Annotated in this window: 21 protein-coding genes; 16 read left to right on the forward strand and 5 right to left on the reverse strand. The window is 48.8% G+C overall.

Features of this window, described 5'->3' with window-relative positions; all coding sequences use genetic code 11:
• Positions 1-159: 159 nt before the first annotated feature.
• Positions 160-975 (reverse strand): helix-turn-helix domain-containing protein, encoded by an 816-nt coding sequence (locus AC6R10_RS04625; RefSeq protein WP_500671604.1) that lies wholly within the window; start codon positions 973-975, stop codon positions 160-162.
• Between the two features lie 504 nt (positions 976-1479).
• On the opposite strand from AC6R10_RS04625, the gene AC6R10_RS04630 reads away from it, so the two are divergent.
• Both AC6R10_RS04630 and AC6R10_RS04635 read left to right on the forward strand, forming a co-directional pair.
• Positions 1480-2583, forward strand: coding sequence for a PEGA domain-containing protein (locus AC6R10_RS04630; RefSeq protein ID WP_334552817.1), 1104 nt, complete (start codon positions 1480-1482; stop codon positions 2581-2583).
• Positions 2584-2660: 77 nt separating this feature from the next.
• Positions 2661-4487, forward strand: a complete 1827-nt coding sequence (locus tag AC6R10_RS04635) for an SUMF1/EgtB/PvdO family nonheme iron enzyme (protein WP_500671605.1) — start codon at positions 2661-2663, stop codon at positions 4485-4487.
• A gap of 97 nt (positions 4488-4584) precedes the next feature.
• On the opposite strand, the gene pdxH is transcribed toward AC6R10_RS04635, so the two are convergent.
• The gene (gene pdxH, locus AC6R10_RS04640; protein WP_500671606.1) at positions 4585-5220 is read right to left on the reverse strand and encodes a pyridoxamine 5'-phosphate oxidase; all 636 of its coding nucleotides are present in this window, start codon (positions 5218-5220) and stop codon (positions 4585-4587) included.
• A 210-nt stretch (positions 5221-5430) separates the two neighbouring features.
• Between pdxH and AC6R10_RS04645 the strand changes: the two genes are divergently transcribed.
• Genes AC6R10_RS04645 through AC6R10_RS04660 form a run of 4 tightly spaced genes read left to right on the forward strand, consistent with a single transcriptional unit; the run spans position 5431 to position 11576 of the window.
• On the forward strand, positions 5431-6822 hold the full coding sequence (locus AC6R10_RS04645; protein ID WP_500671607.1) for an HlyD family type I secretion periplasmic adaptor subunit: 1392 nt from the start codon (positions 5431-5433) through the stop codon (positions 6820-6822).
• A 42-nt stretch (positions 6823-6864) separates the two neighbouring features.
• Positions 6865-7527, forward strand: a complete 663-nt coding sequence (locus tag AC6R10_RS04650) for a transglutaminase-like cysteine peptidase (protein ID WP_334552823.1) — start codon at positions 6865-6867, stop codon at positions 7525-7527.
• 5 nt (positions 7528-7532) lie between these two features.
• A complete protein-coding gene (locus AC6R10_RS04655) occupies positions 7533-9443 on the forward strand; it encodes a bifunctional diguanylate cyclase/phosphodiesterase (protein WP_500671608.1) in 1911 nt (636 codons plus the stop codon).
• Between the two features lie 15 nt (positions 9444-9458).
• A complete protein-coding gene (locus AC6R10_RS04660; RefSeq protein WP_500671609.1) occupies positions 9459-11576 on the forward strand; it encodes a type I secretion system permease/ATPase in 2118 nt (705 codons plus the stop codon).
• 156 nt (positions 11577-11732) lie between these two features.
• Here the strand turns inward: AC6R10_RS04660 and AC6R10_RS04665 are convergent, their stop codons facing one another.
• Positions 11733-13130 carry a tryptophanase gene (locus AC6R10_RS04665; protein ID WP_500671610.1) on the reverse strand — a complete coding sequence of 466 codons (1398 nt, stop codon included), beginning with the start codon at positions 13128-13130 and terminating at the stop codon, positions 11733-11735.
• A gap of 526 nt (positions 13131-13656) precedes the next feature.
• Here AC6R10_RS04665 and AC6R10_RS04670 point away from each other — a divergent pair.
• The 6 genes from AC6R10_RS04670 to sstT all read left to right on the forward strand — a co-directional run bounded on the left by AC6R10_RS04670 (position 13657) and on the right by sstT (position 17994).
• Positions 13657-14289 (forward strand): DUF2057 family protein, encoded by a 633-nt coding sequence (locus AC6R10_RS04670; protein WP_500671611.1) that lies wholly within the window; start codon positions 13657-13659, stop codon positions 14287-14289.
• A 51-nt stretch (positions 14290-14340) separates the two neighbouring features.
• Positions 14341-14874 carry a GNAT family N-acetyltransferase gene (locus tag AC6R10_RS04675; RefSeq protein ID WP_500671612.1) on the forward strand — a complete coding sequence of 178 codons (534 nt, stop codon included), beginning with the start codon at positions 14341-14343 and terminating at the stop codon, positions 14872-14874.
• 106 nt (positions 14875-14980) lie between these two features.
• Positions 14981-15442: a hypothetical protein gene (locus AC6R10_RS04680; protein ID WP_500671613.1), complete on the forward strand. Its 462-nt coding sequence runs from the start codon at positions 14981-14983 to the stop codon at positions 15440-15442.
• Positions 15439-16050 (forward strand): SCO family protein, encoded by a 612-nt coding sequence (locus AC6R10_RS04685; protein WP_500671614.1) that lies wholly within the window; start codon positions 15439-15441, stop codon positions 16048-16050. Before AC6R10_RS04680 ends, AC6R10_RS04685 begins: the two co-directional genes overlap by 4 nt.
• A gap of 26 nt (positions 16051-16076) precedes the next feature.
• Positions 16077-16523 carry a copper chaperone PCu(A)C gene (locus tag AC6R10_RS04690; protein ID WP_500671615.1) on the forward strand — a complete coding sequence of 149 codons (447 nt, stop codon included), beginning with the start codon at positions 16077-16079 and terminating at the stop codon, positions 16521-16523.
• A gap of 250 nt (positions 16524-16773) precedes the next feature.
• Positions 16774-17994 carry a serine/threonine transporter SstT gene (gene sstT, locus AC6R10_RS04695; RefSeq protein WP_334552840.1) on the forward strand — a complete coding sequence of 407 codons (1221 nt, stop codon included), beginning with the start codon at positions 16774-16776 and terminating at the stop codon, positions 17992-17994.
• A gap of 85 nt (positions 17995-18079) precedes the next feature.
• Here sstT and AC6R10_RS04700 read toward each other — a convergent pair whose 3' ends face one another.
• The gene (locus AC6R10_RS04700) at positions 18080-19315 is read right to left on the reverse strand and encodes a tetratricopeptide repeat protein (RefSeq protein WP_500671616.1); all 1236 of its coding nucleotides are present in this window, start codon (positions 19313-19315) and stop codon (positions 18080-18082) included.
• A gap of 179 nt (positions 19316-19494) precedes the next feature.
• Complete coding sequence (locus tag AC6R10_RS04705) at positions 19495-19671, reverse strand: hypothetical protein (protein WP_500671617.1); 177 nt, start codon at positions 19669-19671, stop codon at positions 19495-19497.
• Positions 19672-20157: 486 nt separating this feature from the next.
• Here AC6R10_RS04705 and AC6R10_RS04710 point away from each other — a divergent pair, with 486 nt between their 5' ends.
• The 4 genes from AC6R10_RS04710 (at position 20158) to AC6R10_RS04725 (ending at position 25289) form a co-directional block, all read left to right on the forward strand.
• On the forward strand, positions 20158-21903 hold the full coding sequence (locus AC6R10_RS04710) for an SgrR family transcriptional regulator (RefSeq protein ID WP_500671618.1): 1746 nt from the start codon (positions 20158-20160) through the stop codon (positions 21901-21903).
• A gap of 192 nt (positions 21904-22095) precedes the next feature.
• Positions 22096-23085 (forward strand): ABC transporter substrate-binding protein, encoded by a 990-nt coding sequence (locus tag AC6R10_RS04715; protein WP_500657697.1) that lies wholly within the window; start codon positions 22096-22098, stop codon positions 23083-23085.
• Between the two features lie 79 nt (positions 23086-23164).
• Complete coding sequence (locus tag AC6R10_RS04720; RefSeq protein WP_500630232.1) at positions 23165-24064, forward strand: ABC transporter permease; 900 nt, start codon at positions 23165-23167, stop codon at positions 24062-24064.
• On the forward strand, positions 24057-25289 hold the full coding sequence (locus tag AC6R10_RS04725; protein WP_500671619.1) for a quaternary amine ABC transporter ATP-binding protein: 1233 nt from the start codon (positions 24057-24059) through the stop codon (positions 25287-25289). Before AC6R10_RS04720 ends, AC6R10_RS04725 begins: the two co-directional genes overlap by 8 nt.
• Positions 25290-25328 lie beyond the last annotated feature (39 nt).

The following is a 25328-nucleotide window of genomic DNA, read 5'->3' on the forward strand; positions in this document are numbered from 1 at the left end:
TTGAATTTGTTGATCACAATGGCAAGCAGTGTATTTTGAGCTTGAGTGGAATACTTGTCAAAAACTCCGAGCTTTTTGCTGAATTCTACGTTTTTTAACAAAACAAAAACAAAATCACACTCAAATCAGAAAAACAAAGCATCGGAACTGTTATCTTTTTTAACCGAATTGTTTCTTGTATTGCGATGGAGAGAGGCCTTGCAGCCGGGTAAAGGTGTGAGTGAAGGTGCTTTGACCAGAGAAGCCAGTGAGCTCTGCAACTTGACCAAGAGAAAGCTGACCTTGTTGAATCAGTTGCTTGGCCATATCAATACGTTTACCTAGCACATACTGATGTGGGGTGATCCCCATTTGTTCTTTAAAGAGGTTGTGAAACTGGCTTTCACCAAGAAACACGCTACCCGCTAACTGAGCCACGGAGATCTTCTGACTGAGATGCCGGTCGATATAGCGGTCAATAGACTCAAGATCAAAGCGTGACTCCTTGCGAATCGTCTCAAAGGCAGACATGTGTCTTTGCAATAAAGCCACCACCGTATCGTTGCAGGCGCGGCTAAGCAACAAATCATCAGGGCTCGATTGCATTTCACACACTAGCATCTGAATCAACTTTTGAATTTGGCTATCGAGTTGAAAATAGGTATCTTTTTGACTCAGATCGTTGATTTTATTGAGCATCAAAGGGTCGTCTGACGTCGGCATCGGCATGTTAAGGACCAAGATATCCGATTGTTCTATCACGCCACCAAACGCATGATCAGACCCTGAGGTGACGACGCAGCCCTGCCCTGGCCCCACGTAGTTCCCATAGCCATTCACCTCAAACTCCGCCTTGCCTTTCAGACCAATAACGACTTGCGTATAACTGTGGTCATGGCAGGTCATATAAGAAGGCAGGGTGATCAACTCCGCCGGCCTAGGCGACAAAACTTTGGCAGGTTGAGTGTCTTGGGATTGAGATTTTGCTCTATTCATCAGCTAATTCTTGCGCCTATCCGGTGATCTCGATCATGGTATAACAAAGTTTGACGAACACGAAATCCACCGAGCCCGTCGCTCATTGATCATACAAATGGTGAAAATGTCATCAACACGCTGTTCATTACTGACAAGAATAGAAGGTCATTTCTTTACCGGAAGAATGATCAAGCGCACATAAATTACGGCTCATGTCACTTCTATCCCTTTTCTTATTTCGATATCGGGATTCTTTGCTTGCATATTTCATATATCTGCCCAAAATGAGCAATGCACGGATAAGTTTTTTATAAATGAATGATAAACTTGGACATTGAGTATTACTCACCGTGCATAAATGGAAGAAAGATACCTCTGTAAGACAGCTGAGCCAAGGACTGTCAAAAGTTTGTCTTTTTACCCATACCGCTTTGAACGACGAGGTGCAAACACTTTCTCATTCGTTCATCGTTTTCGGTATATTACATTGGTGAATTAAACGTTAAATTGTTGCAGGGACTTATGATCACACGTCGCATCCCAGCGCTTTTGCTTGCGCTAAGCCCACTTTGGGTATCGACTTCGACTTTTGCGGAAGAGAGTACTCAGGTAGACCCTGTTTCCGCTATCGACAGTAAATTAAACAATAAAGAATCAGAGCAAGATGCTATGGCAGCGGAGTACAAGTCCGAAGCCGAGCGCCTTCAGCAACTTCAGAATGAAAAAAGTAAGCTTGAGCGTGAAGAGCAAGAACTGAACGCGAAACGTAACCGCGCCAAATCCGCATTGGACAAACAATACAATCGCTTGTTGGACGATCCTGATATCGACCTCGTCTCTTTCCAAAAAGAGTACCAAGACGCTTGGGCTCAAGTGAAAGACAACCAGTCGGCTTCGCTCGAAAATCAACAAGCCATCGCTGAAAGCGAAATGCGTCTCTCCCAGATCAAGCAGAAGCAAGCGCGCATCAGTTCCGAGCTTTCTTACCTGGCTGAACAGAAAGTGGAAGCACGCGTGAAACGACTGGAAGCCGAGCTTCGTCAAAGCGATGTATTGGAAACCAACTACAAAACCACCTGCGCAGCCACAATGACACTGGGTGAATGTACCAATCAAGGTCATTACCTCACCAAACAAAAAGCGGTGAAAACCTTTAAGGCGAAACTACTCGACAACCTGACTGAGTCCAATATCGCCAAGCGCAATGAAAAAGACGTGCAACTTAACGTCCACGTTCAAGAAAGCCAAATCATTCGTTCTGGCTTTGAAGGTACAGGCAGCTACTACACACAAATGCAAGCACAGCTTCAAGCCAAACCCGAAGCGACTGCGGCATGTAAACTGCTCGGCGTTTCAACTCGCTACTGTCTTCGTGGTGAACAAGCGGTTCAATCCGATAAGCAGCAAAAAGAGAAGAACTGGGTCAACGTCACCGTTCGTTCAGACCAATATAACGACGCTGTGGTGATCAACGGTATCGACTACGGCAGCACACCGGTAGAAGTAGTCTTACCTCGTGGTCAACATCAAGTCACCGTCACCAAAGATGGCTTTGAAACATACAACCGCGTGATCACAGTGAATACCAATGACACAGTTTGGGTGAAGCTGCGTCCCAACGGATAAACATGCACCCAATTCACAAAATGGCGTTTTCGTTTAGAATGGTCCAATTAGTTAATTTTTGATGTAGAAGAATGACAATGCGATTAGGTTTATCGACCCTTTTGCTGGCACTTTCACCTTGTGTTGTTGCTTCTTATGCGATGGCTGAAGAGGCGCCCACCTCGCTGATCCAAATTGATGATCAGTTGTTCACTAAGCACTCTGAACTCAGCGATGCAAAGAAAGCGCTCGATGAGCAAAATACGCAAGTAACGAATCAGCAAGCCGAGTTAACCCGTTTATCTCAACAAGCCAAAACCTTGGATGAGGCATTCAATAAAGCCAAAGAGACACTTGAGCGTGATTATCAACGCATGATTGATGATCCCGCGATTGACATCGCCGCCTCTCAGCAGCGCTACCAAAGTGCGTGGGCAGACGTCAAACAGAACCAAAAGTCGCGACTCGAGGCCGAACAAAAGCTTGAAGAGTTGAAACAAGAGCAATTGGTGAGACAAGCAGCGGTCGATGCGCTACAGCAAACCATCCTTGGGTTAGACAGTGACAAATTACGTGCTCGTGCCGATCGCCTAAAAGCGGAACTGAAAGTCCCAGCGAAACTCCCCATCAGTTTCACCAATCGTTGTCAGGCCGAATTGACGTTGGCACAATGTGATACACAAACGCGCGAACTTGCCCTACAGAAAGCCGTCAAACAGTTTCGCGCTTCTATCGCAGAGCAAACCTCTGAAGCTAACCTCGTTCAGCGCAATCTCAATGCGGTCGCATTGAATATTCATGTCCTGCGACACAGTGTGTCAGAATCCGGCTTTTACGATGGTGTGCGCTATCGAACCATCATGGATGTGGAGCTCGAAGCTCGACCTGCTGAAGCCGCCGCCTGTTCACTGCTCAACATCGATAAGCAATACTGCTTTGCACCGGGGACTCAGTTTGATGACACCGCCAACGTCGAACAAGAAGTGGCTTGGGTGACGCTGTCAGTACGCTCGAACTTGTTTAACGACAAGGTCACCATCGACGGTGTTCTCTACGGCAGTACGCCACTGGAGGTGATGCTTCCCGTCGGTTCACATCAGATTACCGTAACGAAAGAAGGCTACCGTCCATTTAACCAAACGCTCAGCGTCAACAAAGACCAAACCTTGCGCGCGACGCTAAATGAAATTGAAAACCCACTCAAAGCAGGCGACAAGTTCGCAGATGGCTTGCCCGGAGGCACTCGAGCGCCAGAAATGATCACCATTTTGCCGGGGCGCTACTTCATTGGTGAACATGCGTCTTATCAAGCGCACCTTGATCATGCTTTCGGGATTGGCGCGACGCCTGTTACCGTGACTCAGTTCTCTTCTTTTGTGGAACAGACCAACTATCAAACCGATGCTGAATTGCAAAATACCTGCACCGCCATCGTCAATGGTGAAGTCACCCCAGTTGCCAACAGCTACTGGCGTAACCCAGGGTTCAAGCAATACGCGAACTCACCTGTAGTGTGTGTCAGCCAGAATGATGCCAATGCATACGCCCGCTGGTTAACTAAGCAAACTGGCGCTCTGTACCGCTTGCCAACCGAAGAAGAGTGGGAAGTGGCCGCGAGAGCAGGCAGTCAAGATCGTTACTGGTGGGGAGATAAGTTTGTTCCCGGTCAAGCGAATACCGGCTGGAGTGGCACCCCTTGGGCAAACAAGAGCACGTCACCAGTCAGCGCCTTTAAGCCTAACCCACTCGGTTTGTATGACGCTGTGGGCAACGTATGGCAGTGGACAAACAGCGCTGGTCACATCGCCAAGGGTGGCGCTTGGAACTTTGCTCCGGATATGTCCGCCGCTCATCAGCAGCTTTATTTGTCCGACTCTACCGCCACCAACTATGTCGGTTTTCGAGTGGTACGAGACATTAACTAACGCTGAGTCACGTCTCTGTTGAGCTCGAGTAGCAATAAAAAATGCCACAATTGTGGCATTTTTTGTGTCTCTTACACTGAATGTTTTGTGTAGACGGCTACGGCGCTAAACGGTCCACCAGCCAGTTGTCTTGCTGTTTCGAAAACAAGAAACGATCATGCAGACGATGCTCACCTCCCTGCCAAAACTCGATGCTCTCTGGACGAATGCGATAACCACCCCAGAAGCTGGGCACCGGAATCTCACCCTTTTCGAACTTCTTCTTTAGCTCTAGATATTTGCCTTCTAAGATGCCGCGTGCCGAAATACGGCTACTCTGCTTACTGGCAATGGCCGCAATTTGACTCTCTTTGGGTCTGGAAGAAAAGTATTTCATGTTCTCCACAACACTCAACTTCTCCGCCACGCCAGTAATGTGCACTTGGCGCTCAAGTGGATGCCAAGGAAAGTGGAGGCTGACTTTCGCATTGCCCTCAATGTGCTGAGCTTTGCGACTGCCTAAATTGGTGTAAAAGACAAACCCTTGTTGGTCGACATGCTTAAGCAACACAATGCGCTGAAAAGGTTGGCCGTTGGTATCTACTGTCGCGACGGTCATGGCGGTAGGGTCGGTGAGCTTGGCGTCTACCGCTTGCTTTAACCATAGATCAAATTGCTCAATCGGGTCCGCAGACAAATCTTTACGGCGCAGACCGCCTTTAGTGTACTCACGACGAATGTCTTCCAGTTCCATCTTTTCTCCTCATTGACCGCGACGATAAATTTTTGCTGATTGTGCGCCCATAAATCGTATAACTCAAGTGAAACACCCGATGAAGGAACTAAACTCAATGGCAAGGACTCAAAAAACATATAAAGCACGACATTCTATAAGCATTTTCTTAACATTTTGCTGGTTGAGTAATAAAATCAATTAAATAACCAAGATTGAAAAGGATAGCGAATGAGTAAGAGCGGTTACAATAAGCTCACTCCGGATGAGTTGGATTACGTCGATGATAAAACCGCGGCCCTCCTACTCAACACCCCGAGCAGCGCCCGCATTATGCTCTGGGTCATGGTGCTGTTTTTTATTTTGGCCGGTGTGTGGGCCTCTTGGGCACAGATCGATCAAGTGACCGTAGGGCAAGGTAAAGTGGTTCCCTCTTCTCAAGTCCAAATCGTGCAAAATCTTGAAGGCGGCTTGGTGAAAGAAATCCTCGTTCGAGAGGGACAAATCGTCCAAAAAGGCCAACAACTGCTACTCATCGATGACACCCGTTTTCGCTCTGACTTTCGTGAGCGAGAGCAGCAAGTCGCAAACCTGACCGCCAGTGTCCTGCAACTCTCTGCATCCATTACCAGTGTTGAAGTGAATGAAGAGTTCAACGACAGCAACTGGCAAAGTAACGTTCAACTCGACTTCAGTAAGCTCGCCTTCCCGCCGATTCTGGAAGAACGTCAGCCTCAACTCGTCGCTCGTCAACGGGCTGAATACCGTCAGGATCTCAATAATCTGCGTAACCAAATCTCCGTCATAGATCAGCAGGTTAAGCAGAAGCAGCAAGACTTAGTAGAAATTCAAGCGCGTGTAAGAAACCTACGAGACAGTTATGACTTTGCACGCAAAGAGCTCGAAATCACCGAACCACTTGCGGAAGAAGGCGTCGTCCCTCGCATTGAGCTACTCAAACTGCAACGCCAGGTAAACGATACGCGTAGAGAGTTAACCTCAAGCGAATTGAAAGTACCTGTTCTACGCTCATCCATTCGCGAGTCGATGTTGGCACGCATAGACGCCGCGCAGAAATTTCGCTCCGAGCAACAAGAAAAACTCAATGATGCGCAAGACAGACTCTCCTCCTTGACCGAGTCGACCGTTGGCCTCGAAGACCGAGTCAATCGCACCATTGTCACGTCGCCTGTTACTGGTACCGTCAAAACGCTCAATATCAACACCGTCGGTGGCGTCATCCAACCCGGCATGGACATCGTTGAAATCGTACCGAGTGAAGATACCTTGTTGGTCGAGGCCAAGATTGCGCCACAAGATATCGCTTTCCTCAGGCCAGACCTTAACGCGATTGTGAAGTTTTCTGCTTATGATTTTACCAAGTACGGCGGATTAGAAGGCTCTCTTGAGCACATCAGCGCGGATACCACCACCGACGAAGAGGGCAATAGCTTCTATTTGGTGCGTGTGCGGACCAGCGAAACGTCATTAAACAAAGATGAGTCACTGCCGATCATCCCCGGGATGACAGCGTCGGTCGATATCATTACCGGTAAGCGCACTGTGCTGGAATATCTGCTCAAACCGATCATGAGCGCAAAAAGTAACGCACTAAAGGAATAGTGAATGCACAACTCTAACGCACACAAAAGCGGCCTGTAATCGATGAAGTATTGTTGGGCCTTAGTGCTGATGCTTATAAGCTCCGCCACGTCGTTTGCTCTGAATACATCAGAGCAACGATGGGTGTCGGCTGTGCATAAAGTCTATGGCCCAAGAGCGGCAAAGCGCGTAGAAACCTGGCGCAACGAAATCTCACAATATCAATCGCTACCGGAGACAGAACAACTTGAAAAAGTGAACAACTTTTTTAATCAGCTTCACTTCGTTAACGATGACAGGCTGTGGGGCAAAGCCGACTATTGGGCGACGCCGCTCGAATTTTTAGGCGCTAACGCCGGGGATTGCGAAGATTTCACCATTGCCAAATATTTTTCACTGCTCGAACTTGGCGTCTCAGACAGAAAATTGAGGCTAGTGTATGTTAAAGCCATCGAACTGAATCAATTTCACATGGTTCTCGCCTACTATTCATCACCCAGTGCGGAACCTTTACTTCTCGACAACATCAACCCGCAGATTCGCCGCGCTTCCACCCGCCGCGATCTACTACCGATCTACAGCTTCAATGGTAAAAACCTCTGGTTAATGAAGTCGAAAAACGGACAATTAGCAGGAAAATCGTCCCGACTTAGCTTATGGAACGATCTCCGTGCGCGAGAAAAATCGCTCAAACTCAATAAACCAATAGTCAATTATGATGAGTAGGCAATATGACGTTATATAAACAACTTGTCGCGGGAATGATTGCGGTCTTTTTGATGTTAATGATCTCGGTCTTTATCATTGAATTCAACACCACGCGAAACAACTTAGAGCAGCAACAGCGCTCAGAAGTGAATAACACCATCAACACGGTCGGCTTGGCTTTGGCTCCTTATTTGGAGAATAAGGACCAAGTCGCGGTGGAATCCGTTATCAATGCGCTGTTTGATGGCAGTAGCTACTCTATCGTTCGTCTGATTTTCCTCGATACTGGCGATGAGATATTACGCGCCTACCCAATCAAACCAAACAATGTCCCAACCTGGTTTACCGACCTTAAGCTGTTCGACACTATTCACGATCGACGTGTCGTGACCAGTGGCTGGATGCAACTAGCGGAAGTCGAAATTGTCAGCCACCCTGGGGATGCCTACACCCAGCTATGGCTTGCCTTCGAACGTTTGGTTTATGCGTTCTGCTTTATCTTCCTCATTGGCTTGTTTGCGATCTCTTTCATCTTGCGCCGCGCATTAAAGCCGCTCCAGCTCATCGTCACCAAAATGGAGCAAGTGGCGAAGAATCAATTCGGCGAACCTCTTCCCCGCCCTGCGACCAAAGATCTCATCTACGTGGTCGATGGCATAAACAGCATGTCTGCTCAAGTAGAGAAATCGTTTAAAGCGCAAGCTCAAGAAGCACAGCAATTGAGACAACGTGCCTACATCGATCCCGTGTCTCAATTAGGCAACCGCGCTTACTACATGAGCCAATTAAACGCATGGTTGACCGAAGGCGGAATGGGTGGCGTTGCTATCTTAGAGGCGAGCTTTATCCGTGAACTGTATGAAGAAAAAGGCTATGAAGCGGGTGATGGCATGGTCAGAGAGCTGGCCGAACATCTAAAAGTCTCTATCTCCTCGCCGGAAGCGACATTAGCGCGTATCTCGTCTGAAGAGTTCGGTTTCATCCTTCCTAACATCGATGACAGTGAACTCAAACTGATGGCGGACAGCATCATTACCTTTGTGCAAGATGTCAGTGCCGATCCTACCGGCATGGCGACCGCTAATGTGTCACTGGGTGTGGTGTACAGCAAAACATCGCGCGGTACGTCTGAAATTCTCACCATGCTTGATAACGCGTTGGCAGCGGCCAAAGCAAACCCAGATTCCAATTATGGCTATGTGACCGGTGAAAACACTGAAAATCTCATGGGCAAACAGCAATGGAAAAACTTGGTTGAAGAAGCGATCAGCAACGATTGGTTCTCCTTTAGGTTCCAGGCCGCGAACGACTCCTGGGGACAGACATACCACCGCGAGGTGTTCTCTGCGATTGAGAAAGGCGATGAGCGTTATACCGCCAACCAATACCTGTTTGCGCTTGAACAATTGGGCGCAAGCCACATCTTTGATGAGTACGTCATTCAATCGGTGGTGGACAAGCTAAGCCGCGGCGAATTCAAAGAACCCGTTGCCATCAATATGTCGCAAAGCAGTATTTCCCAACCAAGCTTCATTCGCTGGATATCTCAATATTTAGCCAAGCACAGCAAAGTCGCCCCTCTACTCCACTTTGAGATTCCAGAAAACTGCTTTATCAATGCGCCGCACCACACTGCGCTATTTTGTAATGCCATTCGTACCGCTGGCGCCGACTTTGGTGTCGATAATTACGGCCGGAATTTCCAATCGCTCGACTACATCAACGAGTTCCGTCCTGCGTACGTGAAACTGGATTATCTCTACACTCATCACCTTGACGATGAAAAGCAGAAGTTCACATTGACGTCTATCTCGCGCACTGCGCATAATTTGGGTATCAAGACCATCGCCTCGCGCGTGGAAACACAAACGCAGCTTGATTTCCTATCTGAACACTTTATTGAAGTCTTCCAGGGCTTCATCGTAGATAAATAACGACAAAGGGTTAGCATGCAGGATCCGCTATTAAATTCGCTTATCTACGTCAGTCGCTACTATGGTTTAGCGAACTCTCCAGAGGCACTCATCAATGGGCTGCCTCTTGCTGACGGGAAGCTCACACCTTTCCTATTTCCGCGCTCAGCTGAACGGGCTGGTCTAGTCGCGAAAGAAAACCGCTCAAAGCTGAGCGACATTCCTCAATTGGTATTGCCCGTTGTGTTGCTGCTCAAAAGCGGTGACGCTTGCGTTCTCAACAGCATCAATGACGAAGGCAGCGAAGCGGAAATCGTTACGGGTGAATCTGGCCTTGTACCGATTTCCATCAGCATGGATGAACTCGAAGCGCTCTACATTGGCCGCTACTTCTTGGTCAAAAAGCAATTCCGCTACGATGAGCGCTCACCCGAAGTGCTCAATACCCAAAAGGGTCACTGGTTCTGGAGCACCATTTGGCAATCGAAACGCATTTATCGAGATGTGTTAATTGCGTCTATTCTCATCAACTTGTTCGCCGTTGCCGCGCCAATGTTTACCCGCTTGGTGTACGACAAAGTGGTCCCTAACTTGGCGTTTGAGACCTTGTGGGTGTTGGCGAGCGGGATCTTTGTCATCTTCTTGTTTGATTTGGTGCTCAAACTACTAAGAAGTTACTTCATTGATGTAGCAGGTAAAAAGTCGGACATTCTCATCTCCTCCAAACTCTTTAGTAAAGTGATGGGGATTCGAATGGAGTCTCGCCCCCCTTCAGTGGGTGCGTTTGCTCGCCACTTACAAGAGTTTGAATCGATTCGTGAGTTCTTCACCTCGGCAACCATAGGCTCGTTGATTGACTTGCCTTTTGCGCTGCTGTTTTTGCTTCTGATTTGGCTAATGGCTGGCAACTTGGTGCTGGTACCGATTGTCGGTGTGGCAATCCTGGTCATCTACTCACTGCTCATTCAAGGGCCTTTGCGTCATACCATTGAAGAGGGTTCAAGGCTCGCATCGCAAAAATACGCGAACTTGATTGAGAGTTTGGCTGGGCTGGAAACCGTGAAACTATTTGGTGCCCAAAGCCAATTTCAGTTCCGCTGGGAAGAAGCCGTTGCCCATATGGCCAACTGGAACATCAAAAGTCGCCGAATTACCGATGGTATTCAAAACACAGCGGGATTTGTTCAGCAAGCGTCGAACGTTGGGATGATCATTCTTGGCGTGTATTTGATCTCTGAAGGTGAATTGACCATGGGTGGTCTGATTGCTGCCACGATGTTGAGCGGGCGAGCAATTGGCCCTATGGTGCAGTTGTCACTGCTCTCGACTCGATACAACCAAGCCAAATCCTCAATGACCATCATTGAACAAGTCATGTCGATGCCTGACGAACAAGAAGAGGGTAAACGCTACATTCACCGCCCAATCGTACACGGTAAGATTGAGCTTGATAAAGTCACCTTTCACTACCCTGACTCACCCATCGCGTCGATTCGTGACCTCAGTTTAGTTATCAACCCAGGAGAAAAAGTGGCGATCATAGGTCGAATTGGCTCAGGCAAGACCACACTTGAACGCTTGATCATGGGCTTGTACAAACCCACTGAAGGACACGTACGTATCGACGATACGGACATAGACCAAATGCACCACATCGACGTAAGACGCAACATTGGCTGTGTACCGCAAGACAGTCAGCTCTTCTACGGCTCGATTCGCGATAATATTACGCTTGGCAAACCGCTAGCCGACGATCGCGATGTGATGGATGCGGCTAACCGCGCTGGCGTGACCGTGTTTACCCAACAAGACCCTGCTGGGCTAGAAAGGCAAGTGGGTGAAGGAGGAATGCTGCTGTCCGGCGGTCAAAGACAATCCGTCGCCATCGCGCGAGCCTTACTTGGCCGCCCACCCGTTTTGTTGATGGATGAGCCCACCAGCGCAATGGATAATCGCTCTGAGATGCATATCAAGCAGCAGCTCTCTCAATTGAAATCGAGCGAGACGCTGATCCTCATCACGCATAAAACCTCAATGCTTGATGTCGTCGATAGGGTCATCGTGATGGAAAAAGGCAGCATTATCGCTGACGGCCCAAAGGCTGAGGTACTGAGCAGCTTGAAACAAGGTAAAGTGCGCGCGGTCAATCACTAAACCACGCTCTGATAAAGCAACGCGCCACTCAGTGTTAAACCGTTTGGCGCGTTGTTGTTTATGTGATCAGTTACCTAGGTGAATACTTACCTAGGCAAATAGTTATCTAAGTGACTAGATCTGTACGTGAATGGCTATTTAACCAAATAGATTCCATTACTTAGAGCGAAAACGCGCCGTAAAGTGACGCAGCACTGGCGGCTCGTAATCGAACGTCAACCCTTTGAGTTCATGTGCGCGCTCTTTCAAGGCAATAATCGCATCGGCAATATAATCCATGTGATCATTGGTGTAGACGCGGCGCGGAATGGTCAAACGCATCAACTCCAAATCAGAGGCTTTTTGCTCCCCCGTTTGAGGATCTCGGCCAAGCAACAAAGAGCCAATCTCAACCGCGCGAATACCCGCTTCTAGATAGAGCGCATTACAGAGCACTTGGGCAGGAAATTGATCCGCTGGAATGTGAGGCAAGATTTTCGCCGCATCGACAAACACCGCATGGCCGCCCGTCGGCGTTTGGATCGGGATACCGCCTTCTTGCAAACGTTCACCAAGATACTCAACCTGACTGATGCGGTAGTGAAGGAAATCTTCGTCTGCCCCTTCATAAAGACCACGCGCGAGTGCTTCCATGTCACGGCCCGCCATACCACCATAGGTGACAAACCCTTCCATCGGTACACATCGGGTGCGCACCGCTTGGAATAACTCTTCATGATCTCGAATACAGCATAAGCCACCAATGTTCACCATAGGGTCTTTTTTCGCCGACATGGTCAACATGTCCCCGTATTGGTACATCTCACGGATGATCTCAAGTATTGACTTATCTTGATAGCCGGGTTCACGTTGCTTAATAAAGTAGGCGTTTTCACAGTAACGCGCGGAATCGATTACCACTGGAATGTCATTTTTCGAAGCGATCTCGTAAACCGCACGCATGTTGGCCATGGAAACAGGTTGCCCACCGGAGCTGTTACACGTCACCGTTGTGATGATCGCACAGATATTGTTGGCACCATGAGCCTCTATGGTGGTTTGCAGTTTATCGAGGTCAAAGTTGCCCTTCCAGTCATACGGCGTGGTGGTATCAAACGCGCGATCATCGACAACGTTAATCGCTTTGCCGCCGTTTAGCTCGATATGACCTGCGGTCGTATCAAAATGGTAGTTGGAGATAAAGACAGGCTCAGTACCACCGCGTACTACTTTCATTCTTTCAATCAACGCGGGAAAGAGAATCTGCTCTGCCCCTCGGCCTTGGTGTGCGGGAACCGTAAGTTTATAGCCAAAAAAGTGCTCAACTGCCGCGCAAAGGTTGTAGTAGTTGCGGCTGCCCGCATAAGACTCATCCCCCAGCATCAAGCCTGCCCATTGGTTGTCACTCATCGCCCCGGTACCGGAGTCGGTGAGCAAGTCGATGTACACATCGTCACTTCTAAGCAAAAACGGGTTAAGTCCAGCCTCATTGAGCGCTTCAACTCGGTCTTGGTAGGTGGTCATTTTAATTGGTTCCACCATCTTGATGCGGAACGGTTCTGGAATGCGTTTCATCTTTTGATCCTTTGATTGATCGCCAGGCACTCGCGATACGCTAGCGTGCCAGATCAGCATGCACATGCGGTGCGGCATCACGCAGTGACGATCTTAAAATGTATTTAACGGTTGTGTTTCTCGCAGCGCAAGGCGCTGACAAAGGGGATCAAAGTAATGAGGATTCTTTGCTGAGCAGGGAAAGGCAATAGTCCAAGTTGTACCACGACGACAACACGAGTTTGCTGTCTAATGCTGATTGTCGCACTAAAAAGTCGACCAGCATGCTGCTTGTCATAGCGTTATCCTCCTGTTGAATTGAACATTCCTACACTATAGCGAAAACCTTTTTGAGATTACCGTGAAGTACGCCGCACAATAAACCATACAGAATCCTGTCTCATCGGTGTGCGGCCTTTACGCCAATGAAGATTGTGTTAAATTTTCAAACTTCTCACATAAGGTTATTGAAATCGACGCCCGATACGCGCGATGATGCATGAGTTAAGTGCCTGTTTCATAGGCTACTCTGTAATTAGGGAATACCATGAAAAATCAATTTTGCCTTTTCGCTGCGACCGCATTGATCAGTAGCGCCGCCTTTGCCGATGTCACCCTTTCCATTCCTGATACCATTAATGTGTTGGTGGTCAATGACGCTAGCCCTAAACTAGAAGGCGGCTTTTTCTCTGCGTCGAAAACCCTGACTCTACCAGATGGTGAGAACCAAATTTTGTTCCAGTACCAACCCTATTTTGACCAAGGTAATGATCGCGTCATTTTAGAAAGTGATCCGCTCGTTGGCACCTTCAACGCTTCAAACACTAAGCTGGAATTTGCTCTGCCTAAATACCGCAATGAAAACCAGGCGCGCAAGCAAATCGGTCATCTCGAGTGGTCACTTGTAGATGAGAATGGCAACACGCTGGAGACCAAACAAGATAAATTGGTCAAAGATGGCTTTCAACTTGGGCGCAACCACCAAATCGAACTGGCCGAGTACAACCGCCAAGGTGGTGTCGCAGCACTCTCTACCGTCGCTGCTACGGCTTCAGTTGCCACGCCAGCCCCTACCACACAAGTTGACAGCAACACGGCCGAAGAAATGCTCCATTTTTGGTACAACAAAGCTGACGCAGAAACTCAAGCTCGTTTCAAAGCGCACATCAACAATCAATAATCACTCACGCGCTCAAACGAGCGCGATATTTCTTTGCAAAGGAGTGCAAGCATGTTTCGTTATGAGGTTGATGACGAAGTCTCATTGGCACTGGTTCATGAGTCGTTCGCAGCCCACTATGCTCAGTTGGTCACAGAGCAACTGCCCTACCTAACACAGTGGCTAGCTTGGCCTGCACATTGCCAAACAGAGCAAGATTTTCGCCTGTTCGTTCAACGCTCCTTACATGATTACGCCGATGGCAAATCCATGACCTGCGCCATCCTCTACAATGGCGATATTATTGGTAACTGCAGTTTCAATAGCATCAACCATGACACGAAATGCGTTGAAGTCGGCTACTGGATAAGCCAACACCATCAAGGTAAGGGGATTGCCACGCGAGTGGTTCAAGCGCTGACGCACATCGCCTTTGACCAGTACCAGATGGAAAAAGTCCAACTGAGCGCTGCGGTCGACAATCACGCGAGCCGCGCCGTCGCCACGCGTTGCGGTATGACCCTTGAGGGAATCTTAAGTCATCAGGAAAACATTGATGGCCGCCTATTGAGCCACGCTATCTACGGCCTGCTTAAAAAGCCTTGATTTTGCGCACAAATCCTTGCCGGCCATACAGCGTTCACGTTGAGCTGTGGTAACATCCCGCCACTCTTGTTGGTCGATGTGACATTTTTATGTGAGAGGCGGTTCGATGACATCAAGCTTTTCAATACACGGGAAAGGCCGTTGGCAGTGGCTTCTGGTACTCATGGCGCTCAGTGGCGGTTACTTTGCCAGTGACATTTATCATTGGTTGAGCACAGCCCGCCACCAACACACTTCCATTGACTTAAGTGAGTACTGCGCCCTCACCACCTCTTCGTGTCAATTAGGCACGGTGTCGATTCACGCGGATAAAGACACCAGTCAGCCTCTGCTGCCGACTACCGTCTCTGTCGCCTGGCCAGACAACGATGCTCAATCGCTGGTTCTGTCACTCCAGGGCGTTGAAATGGAGATGGGTTCGCCAAAGTTTTTGCTTACGCGGACAGGGGATGGCCAATATCAAGGCGAACTGCTACTCCCCGTCTGTACGACAGACGCCATGACTTGGTATGGCACCGTCTCTGACGGTCATACCCACCATAAACTCTCAGTAAGGATGGAAAGATGAGTCGAAATTGGTCCCTGATTTTAGTCGTCGCCTTTGCGCTGGGATTTGGCCTTAAAAGCTATCTCGATCACCAATCGCAGGTCACCCCAACAAGTGATAGCAGTGACGCGTCCATATTGTATGGTGAGCAAGGCCAACCCGTTGATATTTTTGACTCGTCCGACCCACGTATTCGTGTGGTTTACTTTGGGTTCACTCGCTGCCCCGATGTCTGCCCCACTTCACTGGCCATGCTGGCTGGCGCTCTAAACCAGGTGGGTGAAGAGGTTCAGCACCAATTTAGACCCATGTTTATCTCTTTAGATCCCGAGCGAGATGCCGCTGCCGATGCGCATCGCTACGCGCAGTATTTTCATCCGTCAATAGAAGGGCTCTCGGCGCCTCTTGAGATCACCACTCCGCTCGCCCATCGCTATGGCGTGATATTTAGAAAAACCGAACTGGAAAACTCTGAGCTGGGTTACACACTCGATCACAGCTCCTACTTCTACTTTTTAGCGCCGAATGGGAAACTGTTGACCAAAGTCCCCCACACTCTTACGCCCGCGCCTATTGTTGAGGCGTTTAACACCGTGACCAAACAGCCCCAGCAGGCTGATAAAAAATAATTGATTGAGAAAGAAAGGATTGCCTGATGAAACTGCCTACACTTCTACTGTTTTCGTTGCTGATGAGCGCTTCAGCCGTTGCGAATACCGATGTCATGACGCACCATGCCTACGCTCGTGCCACGCCGCCCGCAGCGGTCACCAGTGCCGTGTTTGTCACCCTAATGAACAAAGGTGATGAGGAGCGAATCATCACCTCCGCCTCCACCAGTGCGGCAGGCAAAGTAGAGTTACATGATGTGATCAAAGAGGGCGATGTGATGAAAATGCGCCAAATTGAGCGCATCACCGTGCCAGCGCACGAGCAAGTGGAACTGAAACCGGGTAGCCTACATATTATGCTGTTTGATTTAACGGCGCCTTTGGTCGAGGGTGAAGAGATTGAAGTGACCATTGAATACCTAGATGGCGAGGCACAAACCTTTACCGCTCCGGTGAAAAAGGTGATGAGCGGGATGAAGCACCACCACTAACGTCTATGCCGAATACGACCAATTGAGACAACACTAAGGGAGCGTATGCTCCCTTTTTCTTATCATTCTTTTATTGTAAAACACACCACACTAGTAACATATAATTTACAACTTTGATAAAAATCCAATTGTTTCATCTATGTTTCAATTAATTCTAGACACATTATTTCAACACGCTAGTATATCGGCTTCAGCTAGGAATAGCTGGAATAACTATAACCTCAGATAATTATTCATTGCAGGGATACATATGCAACACAACTCTATTTTTGCCCGCTTTGCGCGCGGAAATCTGGTGCTACAGATCCTAGCCGGTATCATCCTTGGTGTTGGACTGGCTACCGTGTCTCCGGAGTCTGCTCAAAGTGTCGGGTTACTTGGAAGCCTATTTGTAGGCGCATTAAAAGCCGTCGCGCCTATCTTGGTTTTCATTCTGGTGGCTGCGTCTATCGCAAACCAAAAGAAAAACCAACACACTTACATGCGTCCTATCGTGGTTTTGTACCTATTTGGCACATTAACCGCCGCGCTAACGGCCGTCGTACTGAGCTTTTTGTTCCCTACCACCTTGACACTGGTATCGGGTGCAGAAGGCGCTACACCACCGCAAGGCATTGGTGAAGTATTAAATACGCTGCTGTTTAAGTTGGTCGACAACCCAGTCAATGCGCTAATGAGTGCAAACTACATCGGTATCCTAGCTTGGGCTGTCGGTCTTGGTTTGGCTCTGCATCATGCTTCAGGCACAACAAAAGCAGTGTTTGAAGATCTTAGCCACGGCGTATCGCAAATCGTTCGTTTCATTATCCGTCTTGCTCCTTTTGGTATTTTCGGTCTCGTTTCTTCAACACTGGCAACCACAGGTTTTGAAGCGCTGGCTGGTTATGCACACCTTCTGGCGGTATTACTTGGTGCGATGGCAATCATTGCATTGGTGGTCAACCCACTGATTGTATTAGTAAAGACAGGTCAAAACCCATACCCGCTGGTATTCCAATGTCTGCGTGAAAGTGGCGTTACCGCCTTCTTTACCCGTTCAAGTGCAGCCAATATCCCGGTTAACATGGCGTTGTGTGAGAAGCTGGATTTAGATGAAGACACCTACTCCGTGTCCATCCCACTAGGGGCCACCATCAACATGGCAGGTGCGGCTATTACCATCACAACCCTGACGTTGGCGGCGGTTCATACCCTGGGTATTGAAGTTGATCTAATGACAGCCTTGCTTCTAAGCATTGTGGCATCCATTTCTGCCTGCGGCGCGTCGGGCGTGGCCGGTGGTTCATTGCTGCTGATTCCTTTGGCGTGTGGCCTCTTTGGTATTCCAAACGAAGTGGCGATGCAAGTCGTCGCGGTCGGCTTTATCATTGGTGTTGTGCAAGATTCCGCGGAAACCGCGCTGAACAGTTCAACCGACGTTGTGTTTACTGCAGCCGTTTGCAAATCGAAACACAATCAAGAGAACGCATAATCACACATGCATAAACGACAAAGGCTCCCAGTCCAACTGGGAGCCTTTTTTTATTGTTGCACATTCAATCATTCATCGGTTCGGTTCAATCACCGGATGATTTAGATGTCGGTGCAAAATGTGACTGACTGAAGTCTAGAGGATCGCTCGGTGTACGCTCCTCACCTTGACCTTGCGTTTCACCTTGCGTTTCACCTTGCCGAGAAGGATCTGGCTGGAGCGTCTCTGTTTGCGACTCTGGTAACGCAGAGTCGCCTTCGCTGTGCAGCGCTTCTTTGCTCAATAGATCATCTTTACTCAAGACCGATAGCTCCTGCTCTAACAACGGAATTTTGCGTTTATAGAGCTTGTTCAGCGCGCGAATAATCGAATGCTTGCTGACTTTCTTTTCTCGAATCTTCTTCAACATGGGTTTCGATAAGGCTTGTAAGCCGACCACAGTGTCCACACCAATATTTAACGCCACTTGATCGCGCAGTAATCTAGCTTGCTCGTAGCCGAGTTGCGCCGCTAAAAACAGCCAAATATAAGCGATTGAGTTGCCATTGGGGCGGTAATCCATCCAGGCTTCACCGGCACGGTACATCGCTTCAAGGTAGCCCTTTTCCGCCGCTCTTTCGAGCCAGTAACACCCTTTTTCGTGACTGACAGGAACACCACGTCCGTAGATATAGTTCAGACCTAACTTCATTCGACCTTCATTGCTTTTCAGCGCCGCACCGCGACGAAAATAGTCCGTCGATTTTGTTGGATTAGTCTGTGGGTTATTCGGTGCAATATACCAGTCGCCAAGGAAGTTGATCGCATCAACAAAGTTTTGCTTGGCGGCGCTTTCTATCGTCTCTAGCGCTTTCACAATGTCTTTCTCGACACCACGTCCGTGGAACAGCGCCACTCCCATCTCAAAGCGATGAGGAAGACTCCCCTCATGGGCGGCAATGCACGTTTGCCAGTACTTGGCTTGCTCCTTCAAGATCACATCTTGTTTCATGCGATTGCTGATACGCACCACGCCATACATTCCGGTCACATTGTCCTGTTTGGCCGCTTTGGTATACCAATACAAGGCTTCTTGAATGTTATGGCGCTCCGCTTCTTTCGCTAAATACAGAATCGTCGGGACATGGCCAGACTCCGCTTTATACAAGCGCTCCTCTTTTTCCTGCTTACGATTCTTCTCGATGGCTTTTCGTAGCGCCATATCGCGCGCTTTACGCTCATTCTCTAGACGCTTTTTACGCAGCGAGAGTGCCAGCATCCAAAGAAACAGGCACAGTAACAATAATCCGGTCGCGCCAATCGCGATACCCACTATATTCATGATGGTCTTAGTTTCAGTTCTGTTGCGGCTTATATCGGCGATAAGCCCACTTTCTTAAGGCTTCCATCATACCATTCATTCCTAACGCAGCGACGATTATTGGCGACGATAGCGAGACCCCTTGGGTAAAAAACGAAAAATCCGAGCACCAAGGCTCGGATCATACTCATAGGTAACCTCTATTTTTCCGGAAACTCGCCCCGAGCGCTCACCGAACGAGCATCGGCATGCCAATGTTCAGAGGGATCAAACGCCTCATCACACAGGTCAATGGAATACCCTAACTCAAGTACTTCTTTGATCGTGAGATTATCCGCGACTTGGGTAATTTCACCTTTTTCATTGCGTAATTCCATACCAACTCCTTATGTTGTGACCATCGATATGAGCGGTCAGGCCACTCTTCGTTAATCCTCAATCTAAGTATAAGCAAAATGGCAGAATTCGCTCAAAATACATACAACCAATCCGGGTATAGAAAAAAACGGCGCTGAAGAATCTTCTGTGGGGGTAGGAGCATTAATCAGCAGCGCCGCGTATCGGGGCTCGGGTTAATTCTCGACGAGAAAAAGAAGCGCCATGATCGCGGCGCGCTCGAGCGAAGGGTGGGTGATCATTAAACGCTGATAATAATATCTGGTGATAGGGTGAGCCGTTGGGTTCATTCATGCCTCCTTAGTACAGCGTCAGTGTGCGACTTAATAAGGAAAGAAAAAAGAGTCTAAATTTTTCTTGGTCTTTCCCATATAATCGACATATCGGCTTCATGCCGGCCAATAAGCGTGAATTTCGCCAAAACACGGAAATCACGCTCACTTTCTGTTCTCATTATCGGAGGCCTAGTGTCTGACATCAATTTACTGCGTTATTATTCACGGCTTGCGCCGCTAGGAATAAGCGCAACGATTAAGATTGCTCTACCAACGGTGGCAGAACATTTGTGTACGACACCCCGGCACGCTCGCAATTTGCTTGGTCAGATGCAAGCACTGAACTGGTTGAGTTGGGCACCAAAAGCGGGGCGTAATCAACGCTCCTCGTTGACACTTCACTGCGCCCTATCTGATTTGAAATCGCAACTTGCCGCTGCCCGTATCAGTCAAGGCCAATACGAGAAAGCACTCCAGATCCTCGATGACGACCAAATAGAGTTTGGCCGCCTCCTACAACACACCTCCGGTGCGACGCTACGTGAAGGAAGGCTGCATATACAGTTAACTTACAAACGTGCATTTGAGCGGTTAGTACCCCATCAGCTGCAACGCTCAAGTGAGCGCTATCTAATTCGCCAGCTCTATTGTTGTCTGGTTGGCTGTACCAATGACGGAGTGCTTACTCCTCAACTGGCTCATCATTGGCACTATGATGAAGACGCACTAACATGGACGTTTTATTTGCGCCCTGGGCTAACGTTTCACAATGGTGCGCCAATCGACGCAAACAGTGTTGTGGCGCTGTTTGAGCAATTGCGTGAGCTTGGCCATTACCGTAGTGAATTGTCTCATTTAAATTCCGTGCACTCACCCGGACACAATAAAGTAATGTTCGAACTCTCCCTTCCCGACCAAGGATTTGGTGGCTTACTCTCTGGCGTCAAGTATTCCATTCAACCGCCGAGCCAAGTCCACGACACCAAACAATCACAAGTGATCGGGTCCGGCCCCTTTGAAGTAAGCGAACATTCCAGTGCTAAACTGAACTTGCAAGCGTTCGAGCGCTTCTATGCCTGCCGCGCGCTTACCGACCAAGTGACCATCTGGCAAATTGAAGAGCCCACTGCCCACAAAAAACAAATCGAGACAAACCAACCGGGTGCGCAAGATCCCTGTCATCACTATCTCTCACATGCGGTGAGTCATGAACCGCACACCGACATCAAGCGCTCTCGGGTTGAAGATGGCTGTATGTTTGTCCTATTTAATCAAACGGCGTGCAATACGCTCAACGATGCTCAACGCCGTTTTCTTTCGACCTTTATCACCCCTCTGCGAGTGCTCAAGCAGTTACAAGAGAGCGGACGTGCGTTCGGTTGTGAGGTCGCGCAAAACTTACTGCCGATGTGGCATAAAGTGATTCGACCCACGATGCCTCGTGTACCGCTGCCCAATCACATCAGCATTGCCGTTTACGACTACACCGCGCTGCAAAGCTGCGCACTCGCTATTCAGTCGTTACTCGAAACCCTTGGCGTTGAAGTCACTGTTCACTCCTATTCTTATCGTGAGCTGACTGCGCTCGCTGAAAGTGGTCAGTTACAAGCGTCTCTAATCGTCACCAATATCAACCTCGATGACAATCGCCACGCCTCAGCGTTCAACAGCCTCTACCACAACCCAATAGTCCAAGCTTGCATTGGCGAAGACTCCAAACGCTGGCTGCTGAGCACGCTAGATGATCTACGCAGCACGACACCACTGGCGAACTACTTAGAGGCGCTAGAGCCCATCGCCTCTGCACTCATCAATCAGTTTTGGCTATCGCCACTGTTCCATCATCGGCAAACACTCAGATTTGAGGGTGTACTCAAAGACGTCGAGCTCACCAACTGGGGCTGGCCAGACATTAAAAATGTCTGGTCTATTGATTAACTCATTCGACCTCGAACGGGTATCATTCTGTAACTATGCATTGTGCGCAGATAATCGGTGCTAACTTCGTCATTAAATCCCTAAAAGCTCGCTTTTTGTCTTGAAAATCGAGCTCTTCGTCCGTTTGTTAATTTGAACTCTAATGATTAATTCACTATTCTATTAACGGATTCATTTAAAAGGGAAATAATAATGAAACTCAAATCCGCCGCGCTAATTGCGCTCTCTTCTGTTGCCTTTCACTCACAGGCAAGTGAGTGTGGCTCTGTCACCATCGCTGATATGAACTGGAACTCCGCCAGTTTGATGGCCAACATTGATCGATTTATTCTCGAGCACGGCTATGGCTGTGATGCTGAACTGATCCCCGGCGACACTATGCCCACCGGTACATCAATGATTGAAAAAGGCCAACCTGATGTGGCCCCAGAATTATGGAGTAACGCGCTAAAGGATGCCCTAGACAAAGGGGTTGAGGAAAAGCGTCTGCGCTACGCGGGCAAATCCCTCGTTGATGGTGGTGAAGAAGGGTTTTGGGTACCTGCCTATTTAGTCGAACAATACCCTGAAATCGCCACCATTGAAGGGGTGAAAAAGCATGCCAAACTCTTTGAGCATCCTGAAGATGACGAGTTAGGCGGTTTTTACAGCTGTCCTGCGGGCTGGAACTGTCAAATCAGCGCTGGGAACCTATTCCGCGCACTGAAATTAGAAGAAGCGGGATTTGCCATCATTGATCCAGGCTCAAGTGCAGGTCTATCTGGCTCTATCGCCAAAGCCTATGAGCGTGAACAAGGTTGGTTCGGTTACTACTGGGCTCCGACCGCCGTGTTAGGTAAATACAACATGGTCAAAGTCGATTTTGGTAGTGGTGTTGACTTAGATGAGTTCGTCAACTGTACTTCGCAACCGGAATGTGCGGAGCCTAAAGCGACGATGTACCCACCTTCCCCCGTCCACACCATCACGACAGAAGAGTTCGCTACTCGCTCACCAGAAGCGTATGACTACTTCACAAAGCGTGGCTTTACTAACGCTGACATGAACCAGTTGCTGGCTTGGATGGAAGACAACCAAGCAGACAGTGAGGAAGCCATGTTCCACTTCTTAGAGTCCTACCCACAGATCTGGCAAGCTTGGGTACCTGCAGACGTTGCGGACAAAGTGACCAAAGCGCTCTAACCCCCTCCTCCCTTAACTCTGTTATAAGTTGTACTCCTTCACGCGCGACGCGTGAAGGAGAATAAAAGGAATAAACACGATGTCTAGTGATAGTTGGTTTAGCAGCTTTCCAGAAATGGAACGCTCAGATTTGCGAGCGATTCGCAAAACACTCGATGGTGCCTACCGCGAGTTTTCTCGCGAATACGGTGAAATGATCGAGTCTTTCTTTGACCCACTGCTCTCATTTTTAATTTGGTTTGAAAAACTGCTCCTCTCCACGCCTTGGGTTATTGTTCTTGCGGTCTGTACCGCGCTTGTTTATTTGGCCAGCCGCTCTTGGAAATTGGGTGTCGGGTGTTTTATCTCACTAATTTTCATTGGCTATTTTGGTATGTGGGAAGATACTATGCGAACGCTGAGTATCATCACTGTCTGCACCATGCTATCTATTGTACTTGGTATCCCTATTGGTATTGCGATGGCGCGTTCAAATCGAGTCCAATCTATCGTCACGCCGATGTTGGACATCATGCAAACCATGCCCGCGTTTGTGTATCTCATTCCGGTCGTAATGCTACTCGGCATCGGTAAAATACCGGGGCTCATTGCCGTGGTGATTTATGCGATCCCTCCGGTTATTCGCCTAACCAACCTCGGTATCCGCTTGGTCGACAAAGAGGTGCTCGAAGCCGCGACGGCCTTCGGCGCCAGCGCCAAACAACGGCTGTTTGGCGTGCAACTCCCACTGGCGATGCCCACCATCATGGCAGGCATCAACCAAACCATCATGATGGCGCTATCGATGGTGGTCATTGCCTCTATGATTGGTGTAAAAGGCCTAGGGCAACCCGTTCTTAAATCCATCACCAACCAATACTTTACGTTAGGCCTACTTAACGGATTTGCCATCGTCGTGCTGGCTATTTTGTTTGACCGAGCCTCACAAGCGTATGCAAAGCGCACCCAAGCTCATCTAGGAGATCTGAAACATGACTAAACCACTTATCGAGATCAGTGGCTTGTACAAGGTCTTCGGTGCCAAGCCACACTCTGTCATGGAGCGAGTCAAGCAGGGTCAAAGCAAAGACGACGTACTCGCTGAAACCGGCCATACTGTCGGACTTAAAGAGATCAATCTCCAAATCAATAAAGGGGAGATTTTTGTCATCATGGGCCTGTCAGGCTCTGGAAAATCCACCTTGATTCGACACTTTAATCGACTCATCGACCCCACCGAAGGCCAGATTTTGGTCGAAGGGACCGATGTGATGAAGCTCAGTCAAAGCGAGCTTGAAGAGTTCCGCCGTCACAAAATGTCGATGGTATTTCAGCGCTTTGGCCTGCTCCCTCATCGTACGGTTGTCGACAATGTCGCGTACGGGTTAGAAATTCAGGGCATCGCAAAACCAGAGCGCTTAAAAAAAGCCAATGAGTGGCTCGATACCGTTGGGCTGTCAGGCTATCAAAACCAGTACCCTTCTCAGCTTTCTGGGGGACAACAGCAACGTGTCGGTTTAGCACGTGCCCTGTGTACCGATGCCGAAATCCTGCTCATGGATGAAGCCTTCTCGGCGCTCGACCCTCTGATCCGCAGTGAAATGCAAGATCAGCTTATCGAGCTGCAAGAAAAACTGCACAAAACCATCGTGTTTATTACTCACGATCTGGATGAAGCTCTGAGATTGGGCGACAGAATTGCCATCCTCAAAGATGGCGAGTTAGTTCAGCAAGGCACACCGGACGATATCCTCTTGAACCCTGCTGATGATTACGTTGAGGCGTTTGTCAAAGACGTCAATCGTGCTCGCGCGCTCACGGTGGAAACCGTGATGAACCCACCCGCGTATCGCATTACCGCCACCACAATTCAAGACGCCATCAAACAGATGAAAGGCTTCAAACAGGATTACGCCTATCATGTCACTGAAGAGGGGTATCAGGGCGTGTTGACCAAAGAGGGTCTGATGGATGCCGCCAAAGAACATGGCGAAGACGCAATCAATCAGGAAATCTATGAGGAAGTGCCGACGGTCTCTGCCGATTCTGCCATCGAAGAGGTGCTGGTCGATACCATGTCGTACGACTACTCTCTACCCGTCGTTGATGACGAAGGAAATCTGCAAGGCGAGTTAGAGCGCAGCGCAGTAGCGGAGATATTTGCCGACACGGGCGAGGACGCGGCACAGGATGACAAGGATAAACCCGCCAATACTCCTTCCTAGGTGATAGTAAACACCACTCTCCCTCAATCACGATTGAGC

The sequence above is a fragment of the Vibrio sp. R12-SG2-ISO1 genome (assembly GCF_059834045.1).